The organism is Priestia sp. FSL H7-0729, assembly GCF_038005685.1.
Taxonomy (GTDB): domain Bacteria; phylum Bacillota; class Bacilli; order Paenibacillales; family Paenibacillaceae; genus Paenibacillus.
Genome location: NZ_JBBOTQ010000008.1, coordinates 232,989 through 256,260, shown reverse-complemented (window position 1 = coordinate 256,260; position 23,272 = coordinate 232,989). Strand labels below are relative to the sequence as shown.

15 protein-coding genes are annotated in these 23,272 nt (G+C 49.4%); 14 read left to right on the top strand and 1 reads right to left on the bottom strand.

What is annotated here, in order from left to right; translation table 11 throughout:
- The first annotated feature begins 43 nt into the window (after nt 1–43).
- The 10 genes from MHH93_RS19185 to MHH93_RS19140 all read left to right on the top strand — a co-directional run bounded on the left by MHH93_RS19185 (nt 44) and on the right by MHH93_RS19140 (nt 17,505).
- Nucleotides 44–1,645, top strand: coding sequence for an AraC family transcriptional regulator (locus MHH93_RS19185; protein ID WP_500055309.1), 1,602 nt, complete (start codon nt 44–46; stop codon nt 1,643–1,645).
- Between the two features lie 108 nt (nt 1,646–1,753).
- On the top strand, nt 1,754–2,737 hold the full coding sequence (locus MHH93_RS19180; RefSeq protein WP_500055308.1) for an ABC transporter substrate-binding protein: 984 nt from the start codon (nt 1,754–1,756) through the stop codon (nt 2,735–2,737).
- Nucleotides 2,738–3,550, top strand: a complete 813-nt coding sequence (locus tag MHH93_RS19175) for a hypothetical protein (RefSeq protein WP_500055307.1) — start codon at nt 2,738–2,740, stop codon at nt 3,548–3,550.
- Nucleotides 3,483–3,926, top strand: a complete 444-nt coding sequence (locus MHH93_RS19170; protein ID WP_500055306.1) for a hypothetical protein — start codon at nt 3,483–3,485, stop codon at nt 3,924–3,926. Before MHH93_RS19175 ends, MHH93_RS19170 begins: the two co-directional genes overlap by 68 nt.
- Before the next feature lie 173 nt (nt 3,927–4,099).
- The gene (locus MHH93_RS19165) at nt 4,100–4,621 is read left to right on the top strand and encodes a TetR/AcrR family transcriptional regulator (protein WP_062833578.1); all 522 of its coding nucleotides are present in this window, start codon (nt 4,100–4,102) and stop codon (nt 4,619–4,621) included.
- Between the two features lie 119 nt (nt 4,622–4,740).
- Complete coding sequence (locus MHH93_RS19160) at nt 4,741–5,694, top strand: SDR family NAD(P)-dependent oxidoreductase (protein WP_500055305.1); 954 nt, start codon at nt 4,741–4,743, stop codon at nt 5,692–5,694.
- Between the two features lie 351 nt (nt 5,695–6,045).
- A complete protein-coding gene (locus MHH93_RS19155; protein ID WP_500055304.1) occupies nt 6,046–14,766 on the top strand; it encodes a beta strand repeat-containing protein in 8,721 nt (2,906 codons plus the stop codon).
- A 113-nt stretch (nt 14,767–14,879) separates the two neighbouring features.
- Nucleotides 14,880–15,119 carry a DUF896 domain-containing protein gene (locus MHH93_RS19150; protein ID WP_047842338.1) on the top strand — a complete coding sequence of 80 codons (240 nt, stop codon included), beginning with the start codon at nt 14,880–14,882 and terminating at the stop codon, nt 15,117–15,119.
- Between the two features lie 334 nt (nt 15,120–15,453).
- Nucleotides 15,454–16,881 carry an NAD(P)-binding domain-containing protein gene (locus tag MHH93_RS19145; RefSeq protein WP_500055303.1) on the top strand — a complete coding sequence of 476 codons (1,428 nt, stop codon included), beginning with the start codon at nt 15,454–15,456 and terminating at the stop codon, nt 16,879–16,881.
- 138 nt (nt 16,882–17,019) lie between these two features.
- Entirely contained in the window at nt 17,020–17,505 is a 486-nt protein-coding gene (locus MHH93_RS19140; RefSeq protein WP_062833582.1) for a hypothetical protein, read from the top strand.
- Nucleotides 17,506–17,643: 138 nt separating this feature from the next.
- On the opposite strand, the gene MHH93_RS19135 is transcribed toward MHH93_RS19140, so the two are convergent.
- Entirely contained in the window at nt 17,644–18,351 is a 708-nt protein-coding gene (locus MHH93_RS19135; protein WP_500055302.1) for a G1 family glutamic endopeptidase, read from the bottom strand.
- Nucleotides 18,352–18,540: 189 nt separating this feature from the next.
- On the opposite strand from MHH93_RS19135, the gene MHH93_RS19130 reads away from it, so the two are divergent.
- The 4 genes from MHH93_RS19130 to MHH93_RS19115 all read left to right on the top strand — a co-directional run bounded on the left by MHH93_RS19130 (nt 18,541) and on the right by MHH93_RS19115 (nt 23,237).
- Entirely contained in the window at nt 18,541–19,287 is a 747-nt protein-coding gene (locus MHH93_RS19130; RefSeq protein WP_315936522.1) for a DeoR/GlpR family DNA-binding transcription regulator, read from the top strand.
- A gap of 2 nt (nt 19,288–19,289) precedes the next feature.
- Entirely contained in the window at nt 19,290–20,201 is a 912-nt protein-coding gene (pfkB, locus tag MHH93_RS19125; RefSeq protein WP_500055301.1) for a 1-phosphofructokinase, read from the top strand.
- Between the two features lie 86 nt (nt 20,202–20,287).
- On the top strand, nt 20,288–22,255 hold the full coding sequence (locus MHH93_RS19120) for a PTS fructose transporter subunit IIABC (RefSeq protein ID WP_500055300.1): 1,968 nt from the start codon (nt 20,288–20,290) through the stop codon (nt 22,253–22,255).
- A gap of 193 nt (nt 22,256–22,448) precedes the next feature.
- Nucleotides 22,449–23,237, top strand: coding sequence for a class I SAM-dependent methyltransferase (locus MHH93_RS19115; RefSeq protein ID WP_500055299.1), 789 nt, complete (start codon nt 22,449–22,451; stop codon nt 23,235–23,237).
- Nucleotides 23,238–23,272: the final 35 nt, after the last annotated feature.

The window sequence follows — 23,272 nt, the reverse complement described above, 5'->3', positions numbered from 1 at the left end:
TCCGTTCATTAGAGAATCGGTTCGAACAAGGAAGGATGTCAGCATGGAAGAAAATGATTGGAACACACGACTGGAGAAACTATATTTCACTGCTGTCCACATTTGCCATTACACCAGCAATCCGGGAGCCGTCCAGCGCAGGATCTGGAAGCGGTTCGCCATTTGTAGAGTTCTCGCTGGCAAGGGATCTTTGTCTATGGATAACATTGTACATACGGTGTCTCAAGACGAGTGGTTTTTGTTGAAGCCGGGAATGCATGTGGAGTTTCACACAGATATGGAAGCCCCCGTCCGATATCAGATCATTTTATTTTCCTGTGTGACACTTACCCGGAGCCGGAATGCTTGGCATAGCGATGCAGTTGATTTTCCTGTGACGGGCAAGCTTAATGTTCCTTCCAATACACGTGATATTCAGGAGATGATGGATACCCTGGTGAGTGGAAAACACTCGTTTACGAGTCTGGAAAAGACGCGCAGGAAACATCTTTTGCATCAGTTGTTGATTCAGTTAATGATGCACGTGAATGAAGCAGCTCCCCCTGTAGCGGGGATGGATTTGGCACTCGAATATATGACGCATCAGTATATGAAAGACATTCGAGTCGATCAGATGGCCCGCATGGCAGGGCTAAGTGTGAATCATTTTATAAGAACGTTCAAACGACAAATAAATATGACTCCGATCGAATACATCCTGAAACAACGTATGGCGAAGGCCAAGCAGCTGTTGTTTTCTTCAGATAAAATCAAGGAAATTGCGGAGCAAGTGGGTTATAGGGATGAGCACTATTTCAGCAGAGTTTTCAAGAAAAATGAAGGTGTCGCCCCGACATTGTATATGAAAAATAAAGTGAGTCGCATTGCCACATTGTATTACGGGTTGGATGACTACGTGATAACGCTTGGTATGACGCCAGTGTCCGCACTATCTTATGGTCAGAGAGTGGCTCGCCATGTTGCTGTTCCTGCGCTTCACGAGCACAGCCATCAGGGACTTGTCTTGGACAGCTTCAATCAGAATTATGACGAGTTGAGGCGAGTCCAGCCGGATCTGATCATTACAAGTGATCGTTTGCAGCCGAATGAATCCCTGCATCATATCGCACCCACCGCTATGCTGGAGCATACCAACCATTTTGGCGAAAGACTGCTGTATATGGCAGACATTATGGGCCGTACCGAAAAGGCTGTACAGTGGATTGAACAGCATGCTGACCTGAGTCTGGTGCTTCGAAAACGAATGCAATCGAGATGGGGGAAGCAGAGTGCCATGTTCATCCGGGTGACCTCTCATTTCTACCGAATGTATGGTTTGAATAACCAGACAGGAGCCCTGTTATATGATGATTTAGGTTTCCAATTGCCTAGCCATTTTCCGAAACAACAGTGGGCTGTGGAGACGAAAGTTAGCAATTTGCAGTTATATGACGCGGATCATGTGTTCGTAATGGTCGATCCTACAGAAGAGGCGCGCGCTCAACTACGGCAATTGCAGCAGTCTAGTGAATGGTTGGCATTAAAGGCTGTTCAAGAAGGCCATGTCTATAATGCAGGAGACATTTTCTTCAAGACGCTGGGTCCAACCGGACGCATGTGGGCTATGCGATATGTAGCAGAGCAGCTTGGTGTTACTGTACGGTGATATTGTGCAAGTGAAGAGCGTGGAATAATCCATGGCAAGCTTGTTTGCTTTTCCCTACTATAATGATAATGATTATTATTATTAAATAGTAGAGGGGATTTACTACAAATGGTAAGACAGAGAGCAGCAACGATGATACTGTTGGCCTTGCTTGTATTCGTACTGGCGGCATGTGGCAAGACATCGGAAGAAAATGAAGCAACGCCTGAGCAGCAGGATACCCCTGTGGAAGAGAGTGGTACACAAACGATCGAGCATCTTAAAGGAACAGCGGTTGTACCGCAAAAGATAGAGCGTATGGTTGTGTTGTCCGCGGCTTACATCGATCACATGTTAACGATTGGTGAGAAACCAGCAGGCGTTAATGTAGAAGTTCGTTACGGCGGAGATTATCTGCCTTATCTTGCAGATCAGCTTGCTGATGTGCCAACGGTAGGGTCGGCAGATAGTCCTAATCTGGAAGCTATTCTTCAGATCAATCCCGATGTCATCGTTATTGAGAGTCGGACTGCTGAGAGTTCATATGAGCAGTTGGAGAAAATCGCTCCTACGATTGTACTTGGTACCGAATGGTTGGATTATGCTGATGATGACGCAACCTATTGGACACAGGATCTGTTGACCATAGCCGGGTTGTTCCACAAGGTCGACCTGGCCAAGGAGAAAATCGCTGAGGTGGAACAACAGACGGAACAACTAAAAGCGAAGATCGAACAATTGGATCAGAAAAAGCTGGCTTACTTGCGTGTAAGAGAGAAGACCTTGCAAATTTATGCGGAAAAAGGGCATCCAACTAACACACTCTTGTATCATGATCTTGGATTTGTGCCCACTGCTGTGACGCCTGCCGAACAACGTGAGGACCTGTCCATGGAGAAAATCGCGGATATCGATGCCAATTTCGTCGTTCTTGAGGTTGATCCGAATGCCGATGAGTATTTAAACAACATCAACGCCAGCTCACTCTGGAAGGCAGTACCGGCTGTTGGTACAGATCAGGTCTATACGACAGACTCGTTCTGGCTGTTTAAGGGCTGGGGGGTAATCGGTCGCAGCGAGATTATTAACGAAGTTGAAGATATGATTCAATAGATGGAACGTTATCCAGGGTATAACCATTCAGAGATGTCGGCAACATTACAGCATTTTTTTGTGACGACGATCCGAGCAAACTGCGATGATTTCAAGTATGCTTTCCGTGTGAAGGATCTGCTGGATGAAGAGAAACGAGATTCGATATTACGTGAACAGGCTATGCAGCAAGGGCTTCAACTGGACGGTAAAGGGAGTGTGGCCGTCGGTACACTTTTTGCCAAGCGCTATTCGGTGCTGGTGATGGCCGTAATCTCTGCATTCAGTCTATACGACATTCCACTTAGCATTGCAGACGATGATGTGCGATTTGAATTGAATGGAGCAGGTGGCATGCGATATGAGACCCGGCTGGAGAGAATCTCTCTGGTTGGTGAAGAATTTGTTCAGCGCAGGTCAGAGAGTATCTTGCTCAAGAAGAAAATGCTGCTACATCTGGAACCTGTTCTGCGAGCGGTAGCTGACGGTACAGGAGCGAGTTATAACGTCATGTGGACTCTGGTTGCGCATAATGTTCAACAATTGTATGTACGTATGGTCAATGATCAAAGAATATGGAAGACGGATCAACGGCTTGCACAGATCCAGGAAGATCAATGCATATGGCTCGATGAAGAAAATGAAAATGCATTTACTTTTGCCATCGAGCTGAATCGTTTTGATCACCCTGAGTGGCAAGGAACGCCGCTCTTGATACGCCGATATTGTTGTTTGGCTTATCAGGTTGGAGACGGCAGTCATACACATGGTTATTGCAACAGTTGTCCGAAGCTGGATTCGGAATCCCGATTGCGCAATCTTCTACAGCAGTGAACTGACACTTTTGTACCGCATCGTCCGAATCTGTTTCAGACGATCCATGTTCTCTTCGAAACTGGGACCATTTCCGTTCACTCAAAATGAAATTCATAGCCGGTCCATTCCCGTGGATCATGATGTTGCAGAATTCTTCCAAGGAATCCTGCTGAACATCGACATGTTCCACAACCTGCAGCGGCTTGAGCCAGCGTCTGCGGGTTTGTTGGTTTTGGACGGGAAAGTTACTGCCTGGTGTACTGACGAGCAATTCCTGACGAACGATGATGGCACCAGGAAACGGCTGAATCTGGTTCAGTTCGCTCGTGAGAGGGTGCAGCCAGACATGGACTCATTCATATTTCGCAAGGATTCGTCCTTGCATTCAACCTGACGGGTGAACAGCAGTTATTTCATCAGTCGTTTCAGGCAAACGTATGGCTATAATCCGAGTAAGCTCAAGGGTTAAATGAAGTGTCACTTTATTGCGTTTTGCGTTGATTACATGAATCAGATATACTTCAGGTTATTGATCAATTCATAACTGTGCGTTGGAAGGGGAAAATGATGGCTAAAGATACAGCAGCGTCGGTTAATCGGCGAAATGATATTATCTCTGCGGCAATCGATGTGTTCGCGGAAATTGGCTATTATCGTGCGACAACAGCCCAAGTGGCTGAACGGGCACAGATCTCACAGCCGTATATCTTTCGTTTTTTCAAAACCAAAGAAGCTTTATTATTAACTGCAATTGAGGTCTCATGGACACGGGTGATTGATTCGTTTCGAATTGTGGTGGAGACGGCGACGCCAGATCAGTTGGAGAATGATCTCATTGAGGCCTACGATAAGATTCTGGAATCGCACAAGAGCGAAATTTTGCTTCAGATGCAGGCACAGACGATCCGGGAAGAAGTCATTCGTCAGGCCATGCAAAAAGGCATTAGTGATGTACGAAGCATGGTGCTTGAAGCTTTCACCGTTGCAGGTATTGCTGAACCGCTGAAAAGAACCATGATTTTCTTAGCGATCGGGATGTTGTGTAATTTATCTACTGCACTGGATATGCCTGAGCTGAAGGACCGATAGAGAGGGATGGGAATTCCCTTTTTGAATTTTAGTTATTGATCAATCACTAATTATGGATTATATTGTTTTCATGTAAGTAATTGATCAATAACTAAATAGATGAAAGAGGTCGATCTACGATGAAAAGAGCTATTGTGATTGGAGCCACAGGTGGAACAGGTGCAGCGATTACGGAGGAATTGATCAAACGAGGCATTTCTACGATTGCTTTTGGGCGCTCCCATCAAAAACTGGAGCAACTTGCGGTAAAGTTGGGATCTCCAGATCACCTGCAAATCGTAGTGGGAGATGCATTTCGGTCGGATGATATTATCGCTGCTTCCCAGGAAACGGATGTCATGTTTCATTGTGCGAATGTCCCGTATAACGAAATGGAGAGCAGGCTGATTCCGTTGGGCGAATCCGTGATGGTGGCGGCAGAACACTTGGGGCTAAACGTGGTTGTAATAGACGGAATCTACCCTTATGGTAGAAGGCAAATGAGCGAGGTAACGGAAGAACACCCGAAACAGCCACATACCCGCAAAGGCAAGACACGACTTGCCTATGAACAAATGTTATTTAGCACAAGATGGAGCAGAGCTCAGGTGATGATCGTTCGTTTGCCGGACTATTATGGCCCATCGGCTAATCAGGCTTCCTATCTGGGTTCAACGCTTGAAGCGATAGCGAAAGGCAGGATGGCTTTTTTTATCGGAAATATGAAGGTTCCCAGAGAGTACATCTATTTACCGGATGCTGCGGTTATGGTAGTGGAGCTGGCAAGCAGGGAGACGACGTATGGAGAGAACTGGAACATTCCTGGATCGGGGATCATTTCGGGTTATGAGATTGTGCGTATGGCACAGAAGGCTGCGGGGATAAGAAAACCTGTGATGGCGTTAGGAAAATTGGGATTGTCGTTGATTGGACGGGGTGTACCCGTTATGAAAGAAATTGTAGAGATGTTATATCTGACCGAGGAACCCCTGATCTTGAGCAGACAGAAATATGAGGAACAGATTGGTCCAGTTGTGGCAACATCTTTTGCAGACGGAATTGCGTTGACGATTAAGGAGTTACAGGGTGAGTAGAGGGGAATATATTTTTTAAAGAAAAGTAATTGATTGATCACTAATTATGGTGGTTTCATAGGCATATTGATTAGGGGGCGCACAAAGCTAGTCCCGGGCATAGAGTGTACTATTGTAAAATGCGGAGATTTGACGTGGTGTACAAGGAGGGGGGATTTTCTTGTGAGCGGTATGTCCAAAAAGAAACGCAAAATTTCCTCAATCAGCACAGTTAAACGGAAAGCAAAAAAATTAAAAAAGCACGCTATCCCAAAGAAGAAGAGTAAATCTTGTAAGAAAAACAGATGTTCGTGCAAAAAAAAGAAAAGCCACAGGATTCCTTTCCTTCGCGGCCCACGGGGTTATCGAGGAATGCGAGGATACACCGGAACAACAGGGGCAACTGGAGCAACCGGAGACCCTGGGTCTCCAGGCAAAAGGGGAGCAATCGGTCTCACAGGACGGACTGGAGTAACTGGAGTAACTGGAGTTACGGGTGTTACGGGTTCAACTGGAATCACGGGCAGCACTGGAATAACTGGGGTCACAGGTTCCATTGGAGTTACCGGACTGATGGGCAACACAGGTGTGACTGGAACTACCGGATTTACAGGTCCAACCGGTTCAATGGGTGAGGCAGGAGTAACTGGTTCTACTGGAAGTACAGGAGTTACAGGATTTACAGGTGCAACTGGCACCGGATTGACTGGAGTCACAGGAACAACCGGCGCAACTGGAATTACCGGATTTGGTGTTACAGGCGTGACCGGTGTTACAGGAAATACTGGTATAACCGGCTTTACAGGTCCAACTGGAGTTACTGGATTAGCTGGGGCCACCGGGTTCACTGGAGCAACTGGTCCAACTGGGATTGGTGTGATGGGACTAACTGGAACTACTGGTGAAACAGGAAGAACGGGATCAACAGGACCGACTGGTATAACCGGTATTACTGGATTCACAGGGATCACGGGAGCAACAGGAGCAACAGGAGCAACTGGTGTCACTGGCGAGACGGGGCTAACAGGTCCGACTGGATTAACAGGTATAACGGGAAGTACTGGCCAAACAGGAACCACAGGAATTACGGGTACAACAGGAACGACTGGTGCGACGGGGGTAACAGGTTCTACTGGAACAACAGGTATCACTGGACTGATTGGCGCCACTGGTATTACTGGTGAGACGGGTGTAACAGGCGTAACAGGTACGACAGGTGTAACGGGACCAACCGGGGCGACCGGATCTACGGGAGTTACTGGCGTTACGGGCAACACAGGTGTGACTGGATTTACTGGAATTACTGGTGCTACCGGAATTACTGGTGATACAGGGTTAACAGGACCCGCTGGCACAACTGGAGTCACCGGCGCTACAGGAACAACAGGAGTCGCAGGTACGACTGGAGCAACAGGAAGCACAGGTACAACCGGAGTTACTGGCGTAACCGGCACAACTGGCGTAACTGGTGTCACAGGGGAAATGGGTCTAACAGGTGTGACAGGAGCCACCGGCGAAACAGGATCGATAGGGGCAACTGGCGTTACAGGTATCACTGGTGTGACGGGAGCTACTGGAAGTACTGGTACTTCAGGGAATACAGGCGCAACTGGTATTACTGGATTCACAGGTGTTACAGGGGTAACCGGTCTAACTGGAGAAACTGGAACCACGGGAGTTACTGGCGTAACGGGTACTACAGGTGCGACCGGTATTACAGGGGAGACGGGTCTAACAGGAAACACAGGTACGACTGGTGTTACAGGAACCACCGGGGGTACTGGATCAACGGGAAGTACTGGTATTACAGGTGCAATCGGAGCAACTGGTGCCACTGGAGAAGCGGGGCTAACAGGGGCTACAGGAACGACAGGTGTGACGGGAACGACTGGGGCTACAGGCGAAACTGGAACTACAGGTACGACCGGCCCAACTGGTGAGACAGGTTTGACTGGATCTACTGGAGAAACAGGTACGACCGGAGTTACAGGTACGATAGGAGCAACGGGAAGTACGGGTACGACTGGTGTGACAGGAACCACTGGGGAGACCGGGTCTACGGGAACTACGGGAGTTACAGGCGTTAAGGGTAATACGGGTGTAACCGGAGCTACTGGATTTACTGGTGAGATGGGGTTAACAGGAGTCACAGGACCAACTGGTGTCACCGGCACGACTGGCTTAACTGGAACAACAGGCATCACCGGACTGACTGGAGCAACTGGTATTACTGGAGAAACAGGTACGACTGGAACCACTGGAAGTACAGGTGTTACTGGAGCAGCCGGTGCCACTGGCACAACTGGTGTATCAGGGGTTTCAGGAGTAACGGGAAATACGGGTGCCACAGGAATTACTGGCATCACAGGCACTACGGGAACAGCCGGAGTAAACGGAGAGACGGGAGTAACTGGAATCACAGGTGTGACCGGAGCTACTGGTGTCACTGGAGAGACGGGTCTAACAGGTATTACGGGTGAGACTGGGGTTACAGGAAGCACGGGTACTTCTGGAATAACAGGCACTACGGGGGCAACTGGATTAACTGGTGAGACGGGAGCGACTGGAAATACTGGTCTAACGGGACCCATCGGTGTAACCGGCACGACAGGATTGACTGGCGTTACGGGTACCACAGGTGTGACCGGAGCCACAGGAACTACTGGTGTCACAGGAGAAACAGGAGTCACAGGTATAACGGGCACCACGGGAGTTACTGGAGTAACGGGCCTAACAGGGGGCACAGGCGTTACTGGTGCTACGGGAATTACTGGAACGACAGGTACTACTGGCATCACTGGGGCAACAGGAAGCACTGGAATAACAGGTATTACTGGTGAAACAGGACCAACAGGTACAGCCGGTTTAACTGGCGTTACGGGAATCACTGGTGTGACCGGAACTACTGGAAGTACAGGTGCTACAGGAACTGGAACTACAGGAGCGACGGGAAATACGGGAACAACCGGCATTACGGGGCCCACCGGAGCTACTGGTTCAACTGGAGAAACAGGAGCAACAGGTGTAACCGGGGCCACCGGCGCAACAGGACCAACCGGCACGACTGGCCTAACTGGAGTTACGGGTATCACGGGTACCACAGGCATTACCGGACTGACTGGCGCCACTGGCGTAACTGGTGTCACAGGGGAAACGGGTCTAACAGGAACTATTGGCCCAACTGGTGTTACAGGATTTACTGGAGTAACAGGACCCACGGGCATCACAGGCGTGACTGGTGCTACAGGAAGTACTGGTGAACCAGGAGTTACCGGCACGACTGGTCTAACGGGATCCACCGGGGTCACAGGCACAACCGGAGTCACTGGCGAAACAGGACCAACCGGTACAACAGGTATTACTGGATTTACCGGCCCAACGGGAAGTACGGGTACAACCGGTGCGACTGGTGTGACAGGACCGACTGGTTTAACTGGCGTTACGGGAACAACAGGAGTCACAGGTATGACTGGAGCAACAGGAAGCACGGGTACAACCGGAGTTACTGGTGTAACTGGTGTCACAGGGGAAACGGGTCTAACCGGTATCACAGGTGCGACTGGACTGACTGGTGTTACGGGAACTACGGGCATCACCGGACCGACTGGTGTAACTGGTTTTACAGGTGCTACAGGAGCAAACGGTCTAACGGGTATTTCTGGTGAAACAGGCGCCACCGGTACTACTGGTCAAACTGGTGAGACGGGAGTAACTGGATTCACTGGGGTGTCAGGTACTACAGGATTTACCGGAACGACGGGATCAACTGGTGCCACTGGCATAACCGGAACTACGGGTATCACAGGTGTGACTGGAACAACCGGAGCTACTGGCGTAACGGGCACAACTGGCATTACAGGAGAAACAGGTGTAACAGGAATCACTGGTCCAACTGGTGTAACGGGATTAAGTGGAGCAACAGGAACCACTGGTAGTACAGGAGAGACGGGGGTAACAGGCGATACAGGTACGACAGGTGTAACGGGGCCAACCGGTACGACTGGCATAACCGGAGTCACAGGTACTACTGGAGTTACAGGAGAAACAGGGAGTACTGGTTCCACAGGAATAACTGGTGCCACAGGAGTTACCGGTATCACCGGAACGACAGGTATTACGGGGACGACTGGTGATACTGGAATAACTGGCGTAACTGGATTTACAGGTGCTACAGGGGCAACTGGTTCAACGGGTATTACTGGTGAAACAGGACCAACCGGCACAACTGGCCAAACTGGTGAGACGGGAGTAACTGGATTCACTGGGGTTACAGGTACTACAGGATTTACTGGCACGACGGGATCAACCGGTGCCACTGGCACAACCGGCCAGACTGGCTTAACTGGACTTACGGGTACAACAGGTGCGATTGGAGCTACTGGAGTTACAGGGGCAACTGGTTCAACGGGTATTACTGGTGAAACAGGAATAACCGGCACGACCGGCGTAACTGGGGTTACAGGTACTACAGGATTTACCGGCACGACGGGAGCAACCGGTGCCACTGGAGAGACGGGGGTAACAGGCGATACAGGTACGACAGGTGTAACGGGGCCAACCGGTACGACTGGCATAACCGGAGTCACAGGTACTACTGGAGTTACAGGAGAAACAGGGAGTACTGGTTCCACAGGAATAACTGGTGCCACAGGAGTTACCGGTATCACCGGAACGACAGGTATTACGGGGACGACTGGTGATACTGGAATAACTGGCGTAACTGGATTTACAGGTGCTACAGGGGCAACTGGTTCAACGGGTATTACTGGTGAAACAGGACCAACCGGCACAACTGGCCAAACTGGTGAGACGGGAGTAACTGGATTCACTGGGGTTACAGGTACTACAGGATTTACTGGCACGACGGGATCAACCGGTGCCACTGGCACAACCGGCCAGACTGGCTTAACTGGACTTACGGGTACAACAGGTGCGATTGGAGCTACTGGAGTTACAGGGGCAACTGGTTCAACGGGTATTACTGGTGAAACAGGAATAACCGGCACGACCGGCGTAACTGGGGTTACAGGTACTACAGGATTTACCGGCACGACGGGAGCAACCGGTGCCACTGGAGAGGCGGGTGTAACAGGCGCGACCGGTGCGACAGGTGTAACGGGACCAACCGGGGTTACTGGCGTAACGGGATCAACCGGTGCGACTGGTATTACTGGCGTAACTGGAGCTACTGGAATTACAGGTGTCACCGGGACTACTGGCCAAACTGGTGAGACGGGAGTAACTGGATTCACTGGGGTTACAGGTACTACAGGATTTACCGGCACGGCAGGACCAACTGGTGTTACGGGTGTAACAGGAAGCACGGGACCCACTGGAGTTACTGGCGTTACGGGTACAACTGGCATTACAGGGGAAACAGGTCTAACAGGGATTACTGGTCCAACTGGTGATACGGGATTAACTGGAGCCACGGGCATTACAGGAGAGACGGGTGTAACAGGCGTTACCGGCACAACAGGACCAACCGGAGCCACTGGTGTGACTGGCATAACTGGAGTCACAGGAGCAACGGGAAGTACGGGTACAACCGGCATTACGGGGGGAACGGGTCTAACGGGAGTCACTGGTGCGACTGGACTAACTGGCGCCACTGGTGAGACGGGTCTAACAGGATTTACTGGTCCAACTGGTGTAACGGGATTAAGTGGAGCAACAGGAACCACTGGTAGTACAGGAGAGACGGGTGTAACAGGCGTTACCGGCACGACAGGACCAACCGGAGCCACTGGTGCGACTGGCATAACTGGAGTCACAGGAGCAACGGGGAGTACGGGTTCCACAGGAATAACTGGCGTAACCGGGCCGACTGGTGCTACTGGAATTACTGGTCCAACTGGTGTGACAGGATCAACCGGAGTTACGGGAGTAACTGGACTTACTGGAGTCACTGGGGAGACGGGTCTAACCGGGATCACAGGTGCGACTGGGATTACTGGCGTAACCGGATTTACAGGAGAAACAGGAATAACCGGCACGACCGGCGTAACTGGCATTACGGGTGTGACTGGAGCTACTGGAATTACAGGCGCCACCGGCACAACTGGCCAAACTGGTGAGACAGGTGTAACCGGCGTTACTGGTACGACAGGTGTAACGGGACCAACTGGTGCCACTGGCATAACCGGCACGGCAGGACCAACCGGTGCGACTGGTATTACTGGCGTAACTGGATTTACAGGTGCTACAGGGGTAACCGGTCCAATGGGTATTACTGGTGAAACAGGACCAACCGGCACGACCGGCGTAACTGGAATTACGGGTGTGGCTGGAGCTACTGGAATTACAGGTGCCACCGGCACAACTGGCCAAACTGGTGAGACGGGTCTAACAGGGGTCACAGGTACGACTGGTGTTACGGGACCGGCCGGTGCTACTGGAGCAACGGGACCGACGGGAGTTACTGGCGTAACCGGCGCTACCGGTACGACAGGTTTAACGGGACCAACCGGAGTTACTGGCGTAACAGGTACGACTGGATTAACAGGAGTCACAGGGGAAACGGGTCTAACAGGGGTCACAGGAACGACTGGTGCGACAGGACTCACCGGTGGTACTGGAGCAACGGGAACCACGGGAGTTGCTGGCGTAACTGGCGCGACTGGAATTACGGGCGTGACTGGAGCTACTGGAGAGACGGGTGTAACAGGCACTACCGGTACGACAGGTGTAACGGGAGCAACCGGTGCCACTGGCATAACCGGTACGACTGGCGTAACTGGTGCTACGGGTACTACAGGTGCGACCGGAGCGACTGGGGTCACGGGTACGACAGGAGCCACGGGAAGTACGGGGACTACGGGAGTTACTGGTATAACCGGTACAACTGGCATAACCGGTACAACTGGTGTAACTGGGGTCACGGGGGAAACGGGTCTAACAGGAACTACTGGCGCGACCGGTGCTACAGGAAGTATTGGTGAAACAGGAGTTACCGGAACGACTGGTCTAACGGGACCCACCGGGGTCACAGGCACAACTGGAGTCACTGGCGTGACCGGAGCCATAGGGACTACTGGCGTCACAGGAGAAACGGGTCTAACAGGGGTAACAGGTACGACTGGTTTGACAGGACTCACCGGTGTGACTGGAGCCACGGGAACCACGGGAGTTGCTGGCGTAACTGGCGTGACTGGAGCTACTGGAGAGACGGGTGTAACAGGCGCTACCGGTACGACAGGTGTAACGGGAGCAACCGGTGCCACTGGCATAACCGGTACGACTGGCGTAACTGGTGTTACGGGTACTACAGGTGCGGCCGGAGCCACTGGGGTCACGGGAAGTACGGGGACTACGGGAGTTACTGGCGTAACGGGCACAACTGGGATCACAGGGGAAACGGGTCTAACAGGGGTCACAGGTACGACTGGTGTGACAGGACTCACCGGTGTGACTGGAGCCACGGGAACCACGGGAGTTGCTGGCGTAACTGGAGCGACTGGAGCAGCAGGAAGCACTGGACCAACCGGAGCTACTGGCGTAACGGGCACAACTGGCATCACAGGGGAAACAGGTCTAACAGGAATCACTGGGCCAACTGGTGTAACGGGACCAACTGGTGCCACTGGTGTCACAGGGGAAACGGGTCTAACAGGGGTCACCGGAACGACTGGTGCGACAGGACTCACCGGTGGTACTGGAGCCACGGGAACCACGGGAGTTGCTGGAGTAACTGGCGCGACTGGAGCTACTGGAGAGACGGGGGTAACAGGCGCTACCGGTACGACAGGTGTAACGGGAGCAACCGGTGCCACTGGCATAACCGGGACGACTGGCTTAACTGGTGTTACCGGTACAACAGGAGCTACTGGAGCCACTGGGGTCACGGGGACTACGGGAGTTACCGGTATAACCGGAACTACGGGTGTAACAGGAGCCACAGGCACAACAGGCACAACAGGCATAACCGGCACGACAGGTACAACGGGTACGACTGGAGCAACAGGCGTCACCGGGGAGACGGGGTTAACTGGAATTACAGGCACGACTGGCCCAACTGGTATTACCGGAACCACGGGTATTGCTGGCGCGACCGGAGCAACTGGGGCTACAGGGGTCACAGGTGTATCAGGAGCCACAGGCACAACAGGAGTTACGGGCACTAACGGACTTACTGGAGCAACAGGTACCACAGGAACAACCGGAGTTGCAGGAGCGACTGGTCTTACAGGAGCCACAGGAAGTACGGGTTCAGCAGGAGTTACAGGTATAACAGGCGCGACCGGAGCAACTGGAGAAACAGGAATAACAGGAGCTGCAGGACTAACTGGTGTAACTGGGACTACAGGAACTACAGGAACTACAGGTGCAACGGGCACCACCGGAAGTACCGGCACAACAGGAGTTACAGGAACAACCGGCATCACGGGTGCGACTGGATCTACAGGTGCAACTGGAACAGCCGGGAGTACAGGTGCAACCGGCCCGACTGGACCAACTGGTGCTAACGGACTTACAGGAGCTACCGGCATAACTGGTGTAACTAGTGCAACCGGAGCTACGGGTGCCACTGGAGCAACAGGCATAACAGGAACTACAGGTGCGACTGGGGCAACGGGGCTGACAGGAGCTACGGGCCCAACCGGGCCCAACTTTGCAACACAAGGATTCTCGGCCTTCCTGGCGACACTTTCGACAGCAACGAGCGCACAGTTAACCAACTGGACGACAACGAGTCCTTATTACGGTAATGCCAACTTCAATGCAACAACAGGAAATTACACGGTCCCGGTGTCAGGAAGATATTCCATTGTGGCGACGATCAATTATGCAACGACCGCAGCGATCGCCCTATCACTGGGTGCTGGAGTTAACCCAGCCTTTCTAGTCCAAAGGACATCACCGACAGTTACAACTCTGGTTAGTGGTTTATTGCCCGTACTCAATATAGCCGTTACACTACTAACACTGCGGGCAGTACTGGGAAGCGGTGCAGTTACTTTGGCGGTAGAAGTGGCATTGAATGCGGGAGATGTAATTGGACTGTTCTATGCCGCAAACGGGCTGACGATTACGTTGAATCTGGGCAGTGGTGCTACGAATGGCATCGTGTGGTCTGTGCACGAGATCACCTAAAAACTTCTTAACGGATTGCGCGCCTATGGACAAATTCGTGAAGTTGTAATAAGTTAGTTTGAAGATATTCGAAATATCTTTCGAGAATTGGACTAACAAGTGAGGTGGATTGCATGATTCCTATTTTGGGACGCATCAATGAATTAAGTCGAAAACAACGCAGCAGCGTCGGCTTGACGAAAGCAGAAAAAAGTGAGCAGCAGGAGCTTAGAAAACAATATTTACAGGCTATTCGAGGTCAGGTGCTGACAACCATGTTGGCAGTATCCGTTGTGGACCCACTGGGTCATGATGTGACCCCTGAGAAATTAACCAATGAAAAATTGCAGCGCCGTGAACAAGCCGGCCAATAGCATTCCTTTAATAAGACAGACCAAGGTTACATCTTGGTCTGTCTTTTTTATTTTCTGCAAAAGCACCCGTCTAGAAGGAAGCGCACAAGAGGGTGAAGGTACCGTCCAGTTAGCTTCGTGCAGATTAACAAGCATGTCAGTTATTTTTAGTTTTGATGACAATAAAGCTGCCGCGAACTTCAATTCATCCCCGATAACTCATATAATAACGCTAATATATTTCAGAAATACAAGGTGGAATCATAATTATTCCAATATAACTGACAACAAACTCACATCAAAAATAATCAAAAAAAAATAGTTCATATATGTATCTCGAAAGGGTTGATGAATCATGAGCCTGGAAGCTTTGAATGAACGTGTGAAGACTGATCTGGATTATTTGTCATTTGGTGGCGCGAACTGGGTACGTCCAAGAGAACATGCGGATGGTCATGTCTATGATGTCGTCATTGTGGGTGGAGGCCAGAGTGGATTAGGGGCGGCATTTGGGCTGCTTCGTGAACGAATCTCCAATATTGTGGTCATTGACGAGAACACATCGGGGCTTGAAGGACCTTGGGAGACTTATGCGCGTATGGTCACTTTGCGTACACCCAAGCATCTGACTTCCATCGATCTGGGTATCCCCTCGTTAACCTTTCGCTCATGGTGGGAAGCACAGGTTGGGCCCGAAGGTTGGGAAGAGGTAGACAAGATCCCGCGTGGAGACTGGATGAATTACTTGCGCTGGTATCGGGAAGTATTGAATCTGCCTGTGCTTAATGAGGTGAAATTGACACTGGTTGAGCCAACAGAGAACGGCATACATCGGCTTCATGTGAACAAGGCAGGAACTCAGATGGATGTCATACTTGCTCGTAAAGTAGTGTTTGCTACGGGAATACAAGGGGGAGGAGAGTGGCATGTACCTTCCATGATTGCCGATAGATTACCTCGGGAGCTATATGCCCATACGTCTGAAGCGATTGATTTTGAACGGTTAAAAGGTAAACGGGTTGCAGTGCTTGGCGGCGGAGCTTCTGCTTTTGATAATGCCAGTTATGCGCTTGCCACTGGTGTGGCGGAAGCTCATGTATTTGTACGGCGGGAACAGCTGCCTAGTGTTAATCCTATTCGTCAGATGGAACAATCCGGTATGATCGAGCGATACCACGCTCTTCCGGTTGCTGATAAATATGAAGTGATCTCTCATTTCTTCAAATTCAATCAACCGCCAACCAACGATACGTTTAATCGTGCGGCGGCCTGGCCTGGATTCAAATTGCATTTGAACTCGCCTTGGCTCAGTGTAGAAGCAACAGACCAAGGCACAGTTGTGTATACCGCACAGGGAGCATATGAGTTTGATTTTCTGATTATTAGCACAGGTCTTCTCAGTGATCCGGCACTCCGGCCTGAACTCAGACTTGTAGAGTCGCATATCGCACGTTGGGAGGACTGTTATCAGGCTCCGTCAGAGCATTGTAATGCATTGTTAGACGCACATCCATACCTGAGTTCAGGGTTTGCGATGACTAGCAGAAGTGAGCAGGGTAAGGAACAGCTGCATGGACTGTTCGTATTCAATTACTCTGCACTTGCCAGCTGTGGTCTGTCCGCATCGGCCATATCGGGGACCAAGAGTGCGGTGCCGAAACTGGTCTCTGCCATAGCGGATCAGTTGTTCCTTGATGATCGGGAGGTTATTTTGCAACAATTCTATGCGTATGAAGAACAGGAATTTACGGCTACGTGGGCGAAAACGGGTGCCCTTGGCTGATTAAATGCACTCTATAATATGGTGAACGTGTGGCATCTGATGCTGCACGTTTTTTTGTTTTTCACATGATGAAGGTTACACTTGCCTACAATTTGTTGTAAAATGTCGGTTGGAACATGTTAAAGGCAGGGATAATAGATGAATGAAATGAACTATGAACAATTTAGAGCCCATTTGAAGAAAGCGTCACGTAAACGAAATGTACCTTTGATTAAGATCGTTGCATTTCAAGAGAAATACATGAAGATTGAAGAAGTGCAATATTTTGATGTGGAACAAAATCATATGAGTGTTCAGGCTTGCAATACGTTGTGGATGCATCTGGAGAATAAATCTTTCCGTAATATGGTGTCCCAACATTTGCAGTTTTATAGAGACATGGAGAACCTGGGTCGGCATTCCTTTGAGAATCTGATCAAAGAACTATATGATACGTCTGTTCCTGTGCTGCTCGACTACAATCCCGCTCATTATTACACCTCGGGGCAGTTAGCTGAGATTCTGGTCATGGACGAGGAAAGGCTGATTGAACAATTGGAGATGGGCCGCTTCAAGGGGGCTTTTATTAATGAGGATGGCAAATGGCTTAAACCCAAACCGGATGCAATGGTTGTAGAGTCATAAACGCCATGAAGTTTCCATGAAAAGAAAAATCCTGCAAACCCGCGCATCAAGCGCTGGAGGCTGCAGGATTTTTAATGGAGATACGAAGGCCGTGAAACACCAACGTTAAGCCACGAATTAAGAAACTTCGTTCAATCATTAAATACTCAAGTATTGCGACGAACCCGTAAAGCGACGAACTGTAAATCCATCTTTGCACCGATTAGGATTACCAGGGACCGAGACGATACCTCGTCCTTGAACCATGATCCCTTTTTGAGAGGTACGAAAAGTAGGAGAGCATCCGTTCAGACGGCACATGTTGAAGGTTACAGGAGTAAGCCTTGCCATGGAGGCAATGGAGCTTCCAACAGTGGGTGCTTCAACAATCCATTCCGCAGAGGACTGCGGACCCGAATAGTACTGAATGGTGCGGAAGGTCCAGCCTAGAGTTAGATTAGAAACAGTGATGCACCAGGTTTTGCGAGTTAACTTGGAGATGACTGCCCGAATGCGATGACCAGGAGAAACGGGATGTGGAATAATGGTCTCCGCGTCAGGCAGGATCTCCCACCAGGCATAATAGCTGGGCTTGCCTTGAAACCAGTCGTGACCTGTTCCGGTCTGAATGAGACTGCTATTCTCAAAGCCATCAATTCCAATCCATGCGGATGAATATGCGTTACGTGTACTAGGTAGAACATAGGGGACAGTCCATTCAGCTGAGATGCGGCGGTATTGGTTCTGTGTTCCTTTACGAGCATAACCACTCCAGTTGGATGAGATCCATCCAAAGCGAGGATTGGAAACTTTCTTTTTCTGATGCAGGACACAAGGTTTTCGCCGTTTATGTGGATGATCTGTCATCAGGTCACATCCTTCGATAAAATAGGGACTAGATTATCAGATGCATGTTCAGGAGTCTGGGGAAGGGACAATTGGACAAGAAAATAAGTCGAAAGATGCGGGTTTTTGAATGTTTTTAAATTATTTTGAATGATAATGGTTGTTTTTTGAGGGATTTATGATACTATAGAAGCAGTTGGAGGAATGAAGATGCTGACTGAAGAACGATATGCTGCAATAATAGAGCGCTTACATTTACAGGGAATTGTGAAGTTACAAGAGCTTGTTGATGTGCTAGGTGCTTCTGAATCAACGATTAGACGTGATTTGATTGACCTAGAGAGTCGTCAGATGCTCAAACGCATTCATGGCGGTGCCGCACTGGTGAACGAAAAAACGCTGGAACCGGGCATGGAAGAAAAAACGTTCAAAAACATTCAACAAAAAACAATGATCGCTCGTTTGGCTGCACAGGAGATCGAAAATGGTGAATGCATCTATCTGGATGCGGGAACGACAACGTTAGCCATGATTCCCTTTATTGAAGCTAAGGACGTAACGGTTGTTACCAATGGACTTTCACATGTTGAAGCTTTGGTAAGCAAGCGTATTCGCAGTTATTTGCTTGGAGGTATGATGAAAATTCATACGAAAGCAGTCATTGGCAGTATCGCATTACAGAACATGGATAATTTTCGTTTTGATAAATGTTTTCTTGGAAGCAACGGAGTTGATCCCGAAATGGGGTATACAACACCGGATCCGGAGGAAGCCTTGATTAAAAGGCGTGCACATCAATTGTCGGGAAAATCTTATGTGCTGGCTGATTCCAGCAAAATAGGGGAAATTACTTTTGCCAAATTGTTCGATTTGGAGGAGGCCGATTTGATTACCGAGCAGATGCCAGAACACTGGCGGCCTGGAATCGCCCAGAAAACTAAAATAATTGAGGGATAACAATGATATATACGATAACACTTAACCCGTCCATTGATTACATCGTGGAAGTCGATGAGCTGAAGCTTGGTGGATTGAATCGAATGAATCGGGATTTGAAGCTTCCGGGCGGCAAAGGCATTAATGTCTCTCGCATACTGAATCAACTTGGAGCAGATAACACAGCTATTGGTTTCCTTGGTGGATTCACCGGACGTTTCATTAATGACAAGTTGCAAGAAGATAACATTCTCACAGACTTTGTTACGATTGCAGACGATACTCGCATTAATATCAAGCTGAAGCATGGAGAAGAGACCGAGATTAATGGTCTTGGACCTGTAATAAGTGCCGAAGAGGCAGAGCAGTTGCTTCACAAATTGTCTTCGTTGGAAAAAGGAGATATTGTCATTCTCTCCGGAAGTGTACCGCCTTCACTTGGAACGGATTTTTATGATCGCCTCATTAAAGTATGCAAGCAAACGGGAGCCGAATTTGTAATTGATACAACTGGCCCTGCATTAATGGAAGCTCTTGAACATGCACCCTTGCTGGTGAAACCAAATCATCATGAACTGGCCGAACTGTTTGGTGTAACCATTGAGACTCGTGAGGAACTCGTGTTGTACGGCCGCAAGTTGCTGGAAGCAGGTGCGAAACATGTATTGATCTCCATGGCAGGCGAGGGCGCACTGTTCATTACTCAAGCGGAAGTTCATCATGCAAGTGTGCCAAAAGGTACTGTGAGAAACTCGGTTGGTGCCGGAGACTCCATGATTGGCGGATTCGTAGGAACCTATGTACAGAGTGGTGATCTGCTGGAAGCCTTCCGTACAGGGGTTGCATCTGGAAGCGCGACTGCGTTCTCGGATGATCTGGCAACACGTGAATTGATTGATGAATTGCGCAATCAAGTAAACATTACGACGATCTAGTCTAACGGCGATATAGAAGGTTTTTATTGTAAACGTAATGAGGCCTGCACATCGCAGGCCGATAGAACTTAAGGGAGTGTACCAAGATGAGAATAACTGACTTGATGATCCAGGAAACAATGATCATGGACCTGCAAGCCACAACCAAAGATGAGGCTATTGATGAACTAATTGCAAGCCTGAACCGAAGCGGACGTATTAATGATCCTGTTCTGTTCAAGGAAATGATCTATAAAAGAGAAGCTGAATCCAGCACGGGGATCGGTGGCGGAATTGCGATGCCACATGCGAAGACAACAGCGGTAAATGAACCAACGGTTGTATTTGCGAAGAGTAGAAAAGGACTTGACTTTGAAGCATTGGACGATCAACCAGCTCATGTGTTCTTCATGATTGCGGCTCCAGAAGGCGCAGGTAATACCCATCTGCGTACGCTTGCAGCTCTTTCCAGGTTGTTGATTGATAGCGATTTCATCTCACAATTAATGAGTACAGATACTCCTGCAGAAGTGAGTGCATTGTTTGATGCCAAACAGGCAGAAGCAGCTGAGAAGGAAGCAGCCAAAGAGAAAGCAAAAGCTGAAAAAGCAGCGAATGCCGCATCAGGCTCCACTGGCAGTCAGCAGCAGAATACTTCTGGTGTGATCGTAGGTAATGCCAATTCGGAAGATTTTGTTGTCGCGGTGACTGCCTGTCCAACAGGGATAGCGCATACGTTTATGGCTGAAGATGCACTTAAAAAGAAAGCTCAGGAGATGGGCATCAATATCCGTGTAGAAACAAATGGTTCCGAAGGAGCACAGAATGTTCTGACGGCTGACGAGATCGCTCGTGCCAAAGGGGTTATCGTTGCCGCAGACAAAAATGTGGAGATGGCACGTTTTGATGGCAAACCGGTACTGCAAAGACCGGTGAGCGATGGAATTCGTAAATCCGAAGAGCTGATTCGCAAGGCGGTTAACGGCGATGCACCGATTTATCGCAGTCAAGGCGGTAATACCAAGGAAGAGGGCGCAAGCGCGGGCAAGATCAGTGTAGGTAGCAAAATCTATAAAGATCTGATGAACGGTATCTCACATATGCTTCCATTTGTTGTAGGTGGCGGTATCCTGCTTGCGATCTCCTTCTTGTTCGAACAGCTTGCTAGCCCTGAAAATCCGATTGTGCAACTGCTTCAAACGATCGGTGGCGGAACAGGTGCGTTCCACTTCCTGATTCCGGTACTTGCCGGATTTATCGCGATGAGTATCGGTGATCGCCCAGCCCTGATGCCTGGTATGGTCGGTGGATTGATGGCGGTTAACTCAAACGCCGGTTTTCTTGGTGGTCTGGCTGCCGGTTTCCTGGCTGGTTATGTAGTCATTGGTCTTCGTAGAGCATTTAAAGGTTTGCCAAAAGCAATTGATGGCTTGAAACCAATCTTGCTGTACCCTGTATTCGGTTTGTTGATCGTGGGTGCCATCAGTTTCTATGTTTTCGATCCAATCTTTGGTTCACTGAACACTTGGCTTGTAGATGCACTTGGTAATCTGGGAACAGGGAATAAAGTATTACTTGGCTTGTTACTTGGTGGCATGATGGCCATTGATATGGGTGGACCGTTTAACAAAGCAGCATACACGTTCGCCATTGGTGTATTCACATCCAGTGGTAATACAGACGGTGCATGGATGGCAGCGGTTATGGCAGGTGGTATGGCACCTCCTCTGGCGATTGCCCTGGCAACAACGTTCTTCAAATCCAAATTTACGGAGCAAGAACGCAAGTCTGGCCTGACCAACTATGTTCTTGGATTGTCTTTCATTACAGAAGGTGCAATTCCATTTGCAGCAGCTGACCCACTTCGTGTATTGACATCATGCATCATTGGTTCTGCTGTTGCTGGCGGACTGACACAATTGTGGAGCATTAATGTACCAGCTCCGCACGGCGGGATCTTTGTTGCAGCACTGGCGAACCACGCGTTATTGTTCCTGCTCGCTGTTGCGATTGGTGCTGTGATCTCCGGTCTGATTCTGGGTCTGTGGAAGAAGTCATCAACGCTCGTGAAGTAACAGATTTAAGTAACATCTCCTGGGTGAATTCACTTGGGGGATGTTTTTTTATTTCAGCTTTTTCGTCAGGAAGGGGAAAGTTGCCTCGGATTTGTGTAAAATGCTTATTTAGCATTCCTATGAAAATGTGGTAAAATGAAATATATTATGAAACATAGTTTTGTCTGATGAAACTTATGCAGGAGGAATTTGAATGTCTGATGTAATCAAAAGTCAGGTGCAGAAGCAGTTTGCGAAAAATGCAGGAAAATATGTAACGAGTGCGGGGCATGCACAAGGTGAGGATCTCGCGTTGCTGGTAGCTTCTTCTCAAGCCACTCCCGATATGAATGTGCTGGACATCGCCACTGGAGGAGGGCATGTCGCCAACTCTTTGGCTCCTCTTGTTCAGCGGGTGACTGCCCTGGATTTAACGAAGGAGATGCTGCAGGCAGCTGAACAATTTATCCAGGGGAATGGACACCATAATGTAGATTTTGTAGCAGGAGATGCAGAGAAGCTGCCATTTGACGATGATTCCTTTGACCTTGTGACTTGCCGAATTGCAGCTCATCATTTTCCAGACGTTTCTGCGTTTGTTCATGAGGCACTACGAGTGCTGAAAATTGGCGGCAGATTGTTATTGATCGACAACGTGGCACCTGAACGAGATGAGCATGACCAGTTTTACAATGAAGTGGAGAAGTGCCGAGATGCAAGCCATGTTCGAGCGTGGCGCAAAACGGAATGGATTCAAATGCTGGAGTATGCAGGCTTCCGAATGGAAATGATGGTATCCTTCCAGAAGTGCTTTAACTTTGATGAATGGTGTAACCGTGCAGCGTTGCCTGAGCGGGAGAGAGAGGAGCTTGAAGCGAGTATGCTAAGTGCCCCTTCTGTCATCCGGAAATTTTTTAATTTTGAGGTATCGGAGCACGGGAAACTCGTCAGCTTCCAAGGAGAAAGTATGTATTTTCAAGCGATTAAACCGGCTCATGTCTGAATAGATAAACCAATTCATCTAGATAAAATCAAAAC

Excerpts from the sequence above, each read along its gene's own strand:
- MHH93_RS19185 (WP_500055309.1), top strand. The coding sequence starts at position 44 with ATGGAAGAAAATGATTGGAACACACGACTGGAGAAACTATATTTCACT.
- MHH93_RS19180 (WP_500055308.1), top strand. The coding sequence starts at position 1,754 with ATGGTAAGACAGAGAGCAGCAACGATGATACTGTTGGCCTTGCTTGTA.
- MHH93_RS19175 (WP_500055307.1), top strand. The coding sequence starts at position 2,738 with ATGGAACGTTATCCAGGGTATAACCATTCAGAGATGTCGGCAACATTA.
- MHH93_RS19170 (WP_500055306.1), top strand. The coding sequence starts at position 3,483 with ATGGTTATTGCAACAGTTGTCCGAAGCTGGATTCGGAATCCCGATTGC.
- MHH93_RS19165 (WP_062833578.1), top strand. The coding sequence starts at position 4,100 with ATGGCTAAAGATACAGCAGCGTCGGTTAATCGGCGAAATGATATTATC.
- MHH93_RS19160 (WP_500055305.1), top strand. The coding sequence starts at position 4,741 with ATGAAAAGAGCTATTGTGATTGGAGCCACAGGTGGAACAGGTGCAGCG.
- MHH93_RS19155 (WP_500055304.1), top strand. The coding sequence starts at position 6,046 with ATGCGAGGATACACCGGAACAACAGGGGCAACTGGAGCAACCGGAGAC.
- MHH93_RS19150 (WP_047842338.1), top strand. The coding sequence starts at position 14,880 with ATGATTCCTATTTTGGGACGCATCAATGAATTAAGTCGAAAACAACGC.
- MHH93_RS19145 (WP_500055303.1), top strand. The coding sequence starts at position 15,454 with ATGAGCCTGGAAGCTTTGAATGAACGTGTGAAGACTGATCTGGATTAT.
- MHH93_RS19140 (WP_062833582.1), top strand. The coding sequence starts at position 17,020 with ATGAATGAAATGAACTATGAACAATTTAGAGCCCATTTGAAGAAAGCG.
- MHH93_RS19135 (WP_500055302.1), bottom strand. The coding sequence starts at position 18,351 with ATGACAGATCATCCACATAAACGGCGAAAACCTTGTGTCCTGCATCAG.
- MHH93_RS19130 (WP_315936522.1), top strand. The coding sequence starts at position 18,541 with ATGCTGACTGAAGAACGATATGCTGCAATAATAGAGCGCTTACATTTA.
- pfkB (WP_500055301.1), top strand. The coding sequence starts at position 19,290 with ATGATATATACGATAACACTTAACCCGTCCATTGATTACATCGTGGAA.
- MHH93_RS19120 (WP_500055300.1), top strand. The coding sequence starts at position 20,288 with ATGAGAATAACTGACTTGATGATCCAGGAAACAATGATCATGGACCTG.
- MHH93_RS19115 (WP_500055299.1), top strand. The coding sequence starts at position 22,449 with ATGTCTGATGTAATCAAAAGTCAGGTGCAGAAGCAGTTTGCGAAAAAT.